At 42.4% G+C, this 8,953-nt stretch carries 6 protein-coding genes; 4 read left to right on the top strand and 2 right to left on the bottom strand.

The genetic code is table 11. The annotated features are described in order from the left end of the window. Window positions 1-177: 177 nt before the first annotated feature. Window positions 178-315, top strand: coding sequence for a photosystem I protein PsaX (locus H6G08_RS27490; protein ID WP_190548838.1), 138 nt, complete (start codon window positions 178-180; stop codon window positions 313-315). 18 nt (window positions 316-333) lie between these two features. Here the strand turns inward: H6G08_RS27490 and H6G08_RS27485 are convergent, their stop codons facing one another. Further along, window positions 334-1,200, bottom strand: coding sequence for a branched-chain amino acid ABC transporter permease (locus H6G08_RS27485; protein WP_190548837.1), 867 nt, complete (start codon window positions 1,198-1,200; stop codon window positions 334-336). Between the two features lie 193 nt (window positions 1,201-1,393). Here H6G08_RS27485 and hrmK point away from each other — a divergent pair, with 193 nt between their 5' ends. From hrmK to larE, 3 genes are all read left to right on the top strand, one after another. Further along, window positions 1,394-3,190: a hybrid histidine kinase/response regulator HrmK gene (gene hrmK, locus H6G08_RS27480; protein WP_190548836.1), complete on the top strand. Its 1,797-nt coding sequence runs from the start codon at window positions 1,394-1,396 to the stop codon at window positions 3,188-3,190. A 641-nt stretch (window positions 3,191-3,831) separates the two neighbouring features. Beyond that, window positions 3,832-4,599 carry a Uma2 family endonuclease gene (locus tag H6G08_RS27475; RefSeq protein WP_190548835.1) on the top strand — a complete coding sequence of 256 codons (768 nt, stop codon included), beginning with the start codon at window positions 3,832-3,834 and terminating at the stop codon, window positions 4,597-4,599. Window positions 4,600-4,679: 80 nt separating this feature from the next. Continuing rightward, a complete protein-coding gene (gene larE, locus H6G08_RS27470; protein WP_190548834.1) occupies window positions 4,680-5,507 on the top strand; it encodes an ATP-dependent sacrificial sulfur transferase LarE in 828 nt (275 codons plus the stop codon). 137 nt (window positions 5,508-5,644) lie between these two features. Here the strand turns inward: larE and H6G08_RS27465 are convergent, their stop codons facing one another. Then, window positions 5,645-8,443, bottom strand: a complete 2,799-nt coding sequence (locus H6G08_RS27465) for an ATP-binding protein (RefSeq protein ID WP_190548826.1) — start codon at window positions 8,441-8,443, stop codon at window positions 5,645-5,647. Window positions 8,444-8,953: the final 510 nt, after the last annotated feature.

Raw genomic sequence — 8,953 nt, 5'->3', positions numbered from 1 at the left:
GGAGCAGGGGGGCAGGGGGACAAGGAGGACAAGGGGGACAAGGAGGACAAGGGAGATAATCAATGCCCAATGCCCAATGCCCAACACCCAATACACAAATATTTTTAAAGAATCTGGGCAAGAGGGACATCTGTTTGGTATTTCTTAAAAAGTCCTGAAATTTAGGAGAACAGACTAATGGCTGATAAAACTGCTAATTCCCCAGTTGCTGACAGTGGTGCTAAACCCCCGTACCCCTTCCGTACTGGTTGGGCATTGTTCTTGTTGGCGATCAACTTCTTAGTTGCGGCTTACTACTTCCATATCATTGAATAGTTAGCAATTTGGTGCTGCTTAAATCGTGCCTTTGAATAAACCTTTGGGACGGATGAGCAGCACCAAAATCATGATTAACAGCGCTACACCTTGTTTATATTGAGAACCTAGCAAAGGGGTGCTGACTTCCTGCGCTATGCCAATGATAAAAGCAGCAGCGATCGCACCATAAGGGTTACCAATTCCTCCCAAAATTACGGAAGCAAATAAGGGCAATATCAAAAACCATCCCATATTCGGGCGTACAGCCGTAATTAGCCCGTACATACTGCCCCCCAGGGATGTGAGGGTGCCCGCAATTATCCAAGTCCAAAGAATTACTTGGTCTACATTAATCCCGGAAACTCTGGCTAAATCTAAATCATCGGCAACGGCTCGCATCGCTTTGCCGATTTTTGTGTTTTGTAATAGGTAGTGCAGCGCCAAAATTGCCAGCACGGCTAAACCCAGTACCAATAACTGATTTTGCGGGACTTTTAAGCCAAAAATATCTAAAGCTGGGGTCACAGGTAAATTGTAATTTTGGTTTTTACCACCCCAGATGAGAATAATGCCATTACGTAAAAATAAGGCCAGTCCGATAGATATAATAATCAAGGTAGTAGAAGTAGCACGTAGATTGCGCATTCTTGACCACAGCAATTTTTCGGATAACAGCATTGTTAAGACTGTTCCGGCTGCGGCTATTATCATTGACAACCAAATATTTATACCTGTGGTATTCACTAACAGGGTTAAATAAGCGCCCAAAGTCAGAAAGTCACCGTGGGCGAAATTTGACAACCGTAAAATCCCATAGGTGAGGGTAAGTCCAACTGCGGCGAGAGCGATAATACTCCCCACAGCAATTCCGTTGATAATTAATTGAACAATTTGTGTATCCATAAGTCTTAAGTTGTTCTTAAGAAATTCCAGGCTGAGTGATTTCGTACATTAAATTGTGGGATCTTCGTCACATTCGACACTATGAGGCACTATAGGTTATGCTTGATAAATAAAAACAAATGTGCGCTAGTATACATGAAATCCTGTTCGCACTCTTGTGCGAAGCTAAACTTGTTAAGCGGTCTAGTTGACCATGCAGCAGTATTCAAGCTTACCAGAACAGAACTCTCCGATAGATGCAACTCCAACACTTTTGACCACAATCCAGCAACTTAGCACCGAGTTGTGGCTAGAGCGTAGCTTGAACCAGTTGCAAAGCAATCTCAATGATTGCCTGCTTTCTGCTTGTACTACTTTGCCACAGCAAAGAAGCCCAGAAGCAGATATTTTCCAAATTTTGGTCAACGATCTCAACTTTGCGCTCAACAGCAGTAAGGTAGCGATCGCTTTGTTCCAACCGCAAGAAATAACTGGTAGAGTCTGTTATGTTTCTCCATCGTCATCCCGGCGAACACAACTTCCACATTTAGAAACTATTTCTAAAAAAGGTAAAAAGCTACGTTTAAGATTAGATGAACCCATAGAACTTGAAGATTTACAGCACCTAGAGCATCAACAACCGCCTAGCGCTTGGCAGTTGAGCGATGATTCTGGGGGAATGATTGCTTGGCTAATTATTGTCACAACTTCTAAGCGATTGGATGGAGATCCCGCCAAAGCTTTAGAAGCGCAAATGAAGCCGCAATTAGTAGCACGAGCCGTCAAATACTGTAATGTCGCCTTAGCACAGCTAAGACAACTTCAATCTTGGCAACAAAAGTCGCAATATTTGAGTAGTTCTAATCGAGAACTGGAACGTACCAATCAACTGAAAAATCAGTTTTTGGCTAATACCAGTCACGAAATCCGCACCCCCCTGAGTTCAATTATCGGGTTTACCCACCTGTTATTAGCTCAGAGTTACGATCCCACAAAAGAACGTCATCAAGAATATTTAAATATTATTCAATCGAGCGGTAAGCACTTGCTAGCGCTTATCAATGATATTTTGGATCTTTCTAAAATTGAAGCCAATCAGCTAGAAGTTGAGTGGGGAGTTGTCAATTTGCCCACATTATGCCGGAATGTGATGGCATTAGTAAAAGAAAAAGCTGCCAATAAAGGTTTAAAGCTGCTGTTAGATATAGATCCCAATGTGACTACTTTGGTAGCCGACTCCTTAAGGTTGAAACAAATGCTGTTGAATTTACTATTCAACGCGCTTAAGTTTACAACTACAGGCAGTGTTGGTTTAAGGGTTTTGGCTAAAGGGAGTTTTGTCCATTTTACCGTTTGGGACACTGGCACAGGTATCTCCCCAGAAGACCAAGCAAAACTGTTTCAACCCTATTTCCAAACTGCTAACTCCATCGCTAAGAGTGAAGGTACTGGTTTAGGTTTAGCAGTGACGCGCAAACTCGCAGAAGTTCACGGTGGTTCTGTGGAAGTTGAATCGGAGCTAAATCGCGGTTCGCGGTTTACTATTATCCTTCCGCTCAATCCTGTTGGGGATTTAGAAGGAATTGAAAGTGAAGTTTCTGATTTATCGGCTTTACCACCGATTATTCACGCTCCTAGCTCTTTTATCGACATTTTGCTGGTGGAGAATGATTTAAACAACGCCAAATTGATGCAGATTTATTTAGAGAAATTAGGCTATCAAGTGACTTGGGCGAAAAATGCGGCGGAAATGTGGGAATATTTGGAAAATCTCACACCAGCAGTGATTTTAATGGATGTGAATCTCCCGGATGATAGCGGTCTTAACTTGGTGCGGCAATTAAGAGAAAATCAGCAGTATAGTGAAACCCCGATTATTGCTCAAACAGCAATGGCAATGACAGGCGATCGCGATACTTGTCTTGCTGCTGGTGTGAATGACTATATTTCTAAACCGATTGATTTACCTTTATTAGCTAATTTGGTAGCAAAATATAGTAAACCTGAGTGAAATACCTTGAGAGACTAAGTTAGCTAAAACAAAAAGAAGCCTCTCGCTCACTGCGACAGCAGGAGCAATGAGATGAATTTTTGGGTGGCGACGAACTGACCCCTAAGCAATTCAAGCCGAAGGTTTGACAGGACAAGGGGTCGGTGAGGAGTCACCATGATCCCTTGTTTTTCTGGTAGAATTATTTTGGCTAACTTCGCCCGTATTGGTGTCTGATAAGCCTCTGCCCAGTGGCACTGCGATCATTGGTAAGCGACTCCGTTGCACAGCATAAAAGTAAGTAGGCACATCTTGATGAATACAAATTACCTCCCTTGTTTGTCCGATAGCGCAAATAGCGCAAAGTTGGCGGTGTCGGTTTCCGTCCCGCCAAACTTTGCAAGACAGCCAGCATCTCATCCAGGACAGTGAAATTTGTAGGGTACAAGGTAAGAAATTGCATAGTCTGCGGTAGGGCATTCCGTGGACTCAAAACAAAGCTCATCGCCTCCGTTCGCGTAGCGTCTCCGTCAGGAGAAGCAATAGCTGGATTGGATGAGAAGCCCACACTGTACTGCTTGCAGTCAATGTGGGAGTATGTCACATTAACAATCTAGTACCATAGACATATTTGCTGCGGGCTACCCTATTGGTTAACAGCCATGTCAGAAACAACCCTACCTGCGCCTGGGATTGAAATTCCCCCTACCCAAGCAGAACTGCCCTATGATGATGGTGTCCCGATGGAAAGTGCAAGGCATAAAGCCCAGATGGACTTGCTGATAGATGCCTTAATTCCTTGGTTATCGCACCGAGAAGATGGGTTTGTGGGCGGTAATATGTTTGTTTACTACAGTCTGGCGCAGGTGCGAAACAAAGACTTTAAAGGCCCAGACTTTTTTGTGGTGTTGGGTGTCCCCAAAGGTGAACGCAAAAGTTGGGTAGTTTGGGAAGAAGGAAAAGCACCTGATGTTGTAATTGAGTTGCTTTCGGAAAGTACAGCTACCGCAGACAAAAACGAGAAAAAGCTGATTTATCAAAATCAAATGCGTGTACCAGAATATTTCTGGTATGACCCGTTTAACCCTGATGATTGGGCAGGTTTTTCGATTCAACAAAGAGTTTACCAACCTTTAGTGACAAACGATCGCAATCAATTGGTAAGTGAATCTTTAGGGTTAGCCTTGCAGCGTTGGCAAGGAAATTACAAAGGGATTGATGCAACTTGGTTACGCTGGGCAAATTTAGAGGGAGAATTACTACCAACCCCTGAAGAACAGGAACGCCAACGAGCAGACAGAGCCGAGGCGCAGTTATTGCAAACAGCACGTAATTTACTAGCAGGTGGGATGACGGTGGAAGAGGTGGCGAGGGTTACAAGTTTGGATGCAGAAGCGATTGCACCTTTAATACCCACTTCTGAGGCGTAATACCAATTCTCCACTCACTGAGCGGCAGAATCTAGAATAGAATCTGTTGGGTGCTATAGGATCGCGGTAGGGCCGGAAAAATGACAATAACCGAAAAACTTGAGCGACTAAAAGCGATATTCGCAGAAATGGAGCAAGCGTTAATTGCTTACTCTGGGGGTGTTGATAGTACTTTGGTTGCCAAGATTGCTTATGATGTTTTAGGCGATCGCGCTTTGGCTGTAACGGCTGTTTCACCGTCGCTATTGCCGGAAGAATTGGAAGATGCGAAAATTCAAGCGGCAACGATTGGGATTCCTCATCAAATTGTCCAGACAAATGAAATGGACAATCCTAATTACACCTCTAATCCTGTTAACCGTTGCTATTTCTGCAAAAGTGAATTGCACGACACTCTCAAACCTTTAGCTAGGGAATTGGGTTATCCCTACGTTGTGGATGGCGTCAACGCTGACGATTTACACGATTATCGCCCAGGAATTCAAGCAGCGAAAGAAAGAGGTGCGCGATCGCCTTTAGCGGAAGTTGGTGTGAGTAAAATGGAAGTCCGCCAGCTTTCCCAAGAACTGAGTTTACCTTGGTGGGATAAACCAGCGCAACCTTGTCTGAGTTCCCGCTTTCCCTATGGTGAAGAGATTACTGTTGCTAAGTTACAACGTGTGGGGAGAGCAGAAATTTACTTGCGCAAGCTGGGGTTAAAGAATTTGCGGGTGCGTTCGGAAGGGGATACCGCCAGAATTGAATTACCGCCAGAACAAATTAAAGAGTTTGTGTTAACTACGGATTTACCGCAGGTAGTCTCGGCTTTTCAAGAGTTTGGGTTTATATATGTAACCTTAGATTTAGAAGGTTATCGCAGTGGTAAGTTGAATCAGGTTTTGCCAATTGCTATTGCAAATAAAGGCTAATTTGTCAATAGTCAGAGACGCGATTCATCGCGTCTGTACAATTGTCAGTTGTCAATAGATTTTGGCGGGTTTAGCACCGCTAAACCCCTACGATAGATTTTTGGAGGCGATCGCTAATGTGCGATCGCGGTTATCAATTAATTGTGTGTCTGGTTTTGATGTAGGGGAATTTCAATTGTAAATTCTGTGCCTTTGCCGATCGCAGATTTACAATGTAACTTGCCGTGATGCTTTTCTGCGACAATTTTATAACTAATAGATAAACCTAAACCAGTACCTTTACCAATAGGTTTGGTAGTAAAAAAAGGTTCAAATAATCGTTGGTGTAAATCTTCAGGGATTCCCCAACCATTATCACTAATTTTAATTAACACGTGCTGATTGATTGTTAATAAAGTTTTCACATTAATCTGCATATTTTTAAGTTGATTTTGCGTAAAAAATGCATCTTCTAAAGCATCAATAGCATTAGCCAAAATATTCATAAATACTTGATTAAGTTGTCCAGGGTAGCATTCTACGCAAGGAAGATTTTCATATTCTTTAATAACTTTTATTCCTGGACGTTTGTCATTAGCTTTGAGGCGATGAGCTAGAATCATTAAAGTACTCTCGATACCTTCATGAATATTCACTGCTTTCATTTCTGACTCATCTAATCGGGAAAAATTGCGCAGAGAAAGCACAATTTCTGTGATTCTATCAGCGCCAACTTTCATCGAATTGAGTAAGCGGGGTAAATCACTAATGATAAAGTCAATATCAATTTGTTTGGCATGAGTTTGAATTTCTGGAATAGGTTGAGGATAATGCTGTTGGTAAAGTTCGATTAATTTTAATAAATCTTGAATATATTCATCAGCAGGAATGATATTTCCTGAGATGAAATTAACTGGATTATTAATTTCATGGGCGACTCCGGCTACTAACTGGCCTAAGCTAGACATTTTTTCACTTTGTACTAGTTGACTAGCTAATTGTTGAGCTTCTGCTTTTAATTGTGCCTCAGAATTGCGTAATATTTCTTCTGCTTGTTTACGCTTGGTAATATCGTGGAGAATGACAACATATTCTTGAAAATGTTGATGGGGACGATCGGAAATTGCTACTTCTAAAACTTTGCTATTGGCGTTGTGGGTGAAAGTTTGTTCGCTACGTTTTGCCCATTGTTGGGGATTTTTAGCTAATTCTGGTAGTAATTTATTGAGGTGTTTTCCTAATAAATCAGATGGATGAATATTAAATAATAATTCTGTGGCGGGGTTTGCTTGGTGGATAATTCCTTGTTCATCTGTGACGAGAATAGCATCTTGGGCAATTATAAATAGATGTTCGGCAGCTTCTCTGGCTTCAGCGATCGCCACTACTTGGGGTAAACTTGTCCAACAGGCGATCGCAACTCCTACAAAAGCGATCGTCATCAGCAAGACAACAAATAAATTTTCGCCTTCCCGATTTCTAGTATGATTTAGCTGAAAACCAAATAGCCAGCCAACTGCGACTGCACCACACAACAGAAATATCAGGATGCTTACCTGAAGCATAACTGAATCTTGATTAATTACCAACGGACGCGATCGCTTACGTTCTATCCACCAATGAGGACGGAAAGGTGGAAAAGCCATCCGGCTGATGGTGGTATCAATAGCCATAATTCCAATGGGAAGAAATAAACCCAGCAAAAATTCTCGCCATCCCCAAGCCAGTCCACCAACGAAGAGAATGACAACTTCTACCAGCAAAATTACTAATGTAATTCGAGGAAATAAAACTTCTGGCTTGTCTCGTTGTAGCCAGATTCCTAAATGTACAGCCATAATCGAGATAAACCAGCCGATGTTACCAATAACAACGATTGCAGCGACATTTCCCCAAATTAACCAGCCAAGGCTAAGTACTAGCGTCAATGCTAATCCAGGGCCAAATACACCCCAACGGGATACTACACCAAACACAGGTGAGAGGTATTTATCATGTGATAATTGATATAGTATTCTCGGACAATTAGAAACAACAGTTGCACAAGCTAATAGACAAGAAGCTGTGATTAAAAAAGCGATCATTAAGGCAGCTGCATTTCCCCAGAAAGGTTTGGCAGCAGCTAACAAGTTTAAAAAAGTACTATCTTTGAGGTTAGCATCTGTAGCTAAACGCATCACTACCCAGGATGCACCTAAATAAATTGGTAACATTAACCAAGCGGCAACTTTGAGACTGAAGAGAGTTTTGCTAGGATGACGACTGTCAGCAACAAAAGAAGCAGCAGTTTCACAAGCATAAGTTGCATAGGTAACGTACAGAAACCATTTAGCCCAATCTCCAAAGCTAATTAAGGACAAATCTTCTGGGAAAAAGCCAGGGCTAGCGGATGAGAAAGCTAACCAGCCAAGTCCTTGGGCGGAAAAAATCAGAAGTAAACCAAATGCTGGGATAACAAAAAATAAATGTAGAATACTCAGGGCACGAGTACCACTAAATGCCAAGACAAAGGGAAGTAGCATTAAGGCAATTTCTAATATTAGCCGAGGGCAGTTAATACCCAAAGATGCTAAATTCACCTCTATTAAATCTGTGAGGACAATTGCGTTAACTGGTAATGCTGAGACCCAACTAAAATAATATCCCAAGGCTCCATAGCGAGCTAAACCAGGGTAGCGCTTCAGCAGCTTACTTGCATAGTTGGGGGTTCCACCAGCAACATTTTGGAAGTGAAATCCTAAATGCTGCATTTGATAGTTAAGTAACATTCCGCACAAAACAGCCGGAATCCAAACAAAGATAGCTTGGGAACCTAAAGCTGCATGAATTGCCGGAATTACTGTTATCCATAGGATATGACCTGTAAGACCAAATCCCCAAGTTTCCAGTGAACTTAAACTTCTAGTTAAGTTTCCCTTGAAATATGAGCTAACAGTAGCAAAATCGCAATTAGACATGATGACAGAATTGGGAATAATCTAGTTCTTTCACTATCTAGAGTTCCCATTTATCCGGGAGCAAAAGTACTTAGAAGCTGTTAGCGTAATAAAACGTCAGCAAAAAAGTTTATTAACAGCATGAGTGGCAAATTAATTGTATTTGAAGGGGTGGAAGGCTGCGGGAAGGTGCGATTCGTTGGCTAGAAACCACAACCCGTAAGGGTTTGGAGGATTAGCCGCAAGGTTCAGAACCTTGACAACTGAATGACCATGTAGGTGTGAGTCCTATCCCGCAGGTGCAGCGGTGAAAGCACTTCCCCCAGGTTCAAGACTAGCCATCAACGCCTGAAGCGGGGATGAAAAGCGAAAGTACTGAAAGCCCAATCCCTCAGTAACCGCCGAGCAAAGTACCCATGAGTAAAGCAACAGCTTGAAGACGTGTCTGAATCGTCGTTAAACCTAATCAGCGAAATAAGGCTGATACGCTGAAGCCAAAAGGCAAAGGATAAGGAGTTGGCAGTTTTTTCC

This window comes from Calothrix anomala FACHB-343, assembly GCF_014696435.1.
GTDB lineage: Bacteria > Cyanobacteriota > Cyanobacteriia > Cyanobacteriales > Nostocaceae > Aulosira > Aulosira anomala_A.
Note: the sequence above shows the minus strand (reverse complement) of the source record. Positions and strands in the feature narration are given on the sequence as shown.

What these genes read in the sequence shown, in the direction of transcription:
- H6G08_RS27490 (WP_190548838.1), top strand. Translation starts at nt 178, where the DNA reads ATGGCTGATAAAACTGCTAATTCCCCAGTTGCTGACAGTGGTGCTAAA.
- H6G08_RS27485 (WP_190548837.1), bottom strand. Translation starts at nt 1,200, where the DNA reads ATGGATACACAAATTGTTCAATTAATTATCAACGGAATTGCTGTGGGG.
- hrmK (WP_190548836.1), top strand. Translation starts at nt 1,394, where the DNA reads ATGCAGCAGTATTCAAGCTTACCAGAACAGAACTCTCCGATAGATGCA.
- H6G08_RS27475 (WP_190548835.1), top strand. Translation starts at nt 3,832, where the DNA reads ATGTCAGAAACAACCCTACCTGCGCCTGGGATTGAAATTCCCCCTACC.
- larE (WP_190548834.1), top strand. Translation starts at nt 4,680, where the DNA reads ATGACAATAACCGAAAAACTTGAGCGACTAAAAGCGATATTCGCAGAA.
- H6G08_RS27465 (WP_190548826.1), bottom strand. Translation starts at nt 8,443, where the DNA reads ATGTCTAATTGCGATTTTGCTACTGTTAGCTCATATTTCAAGGGAAAC.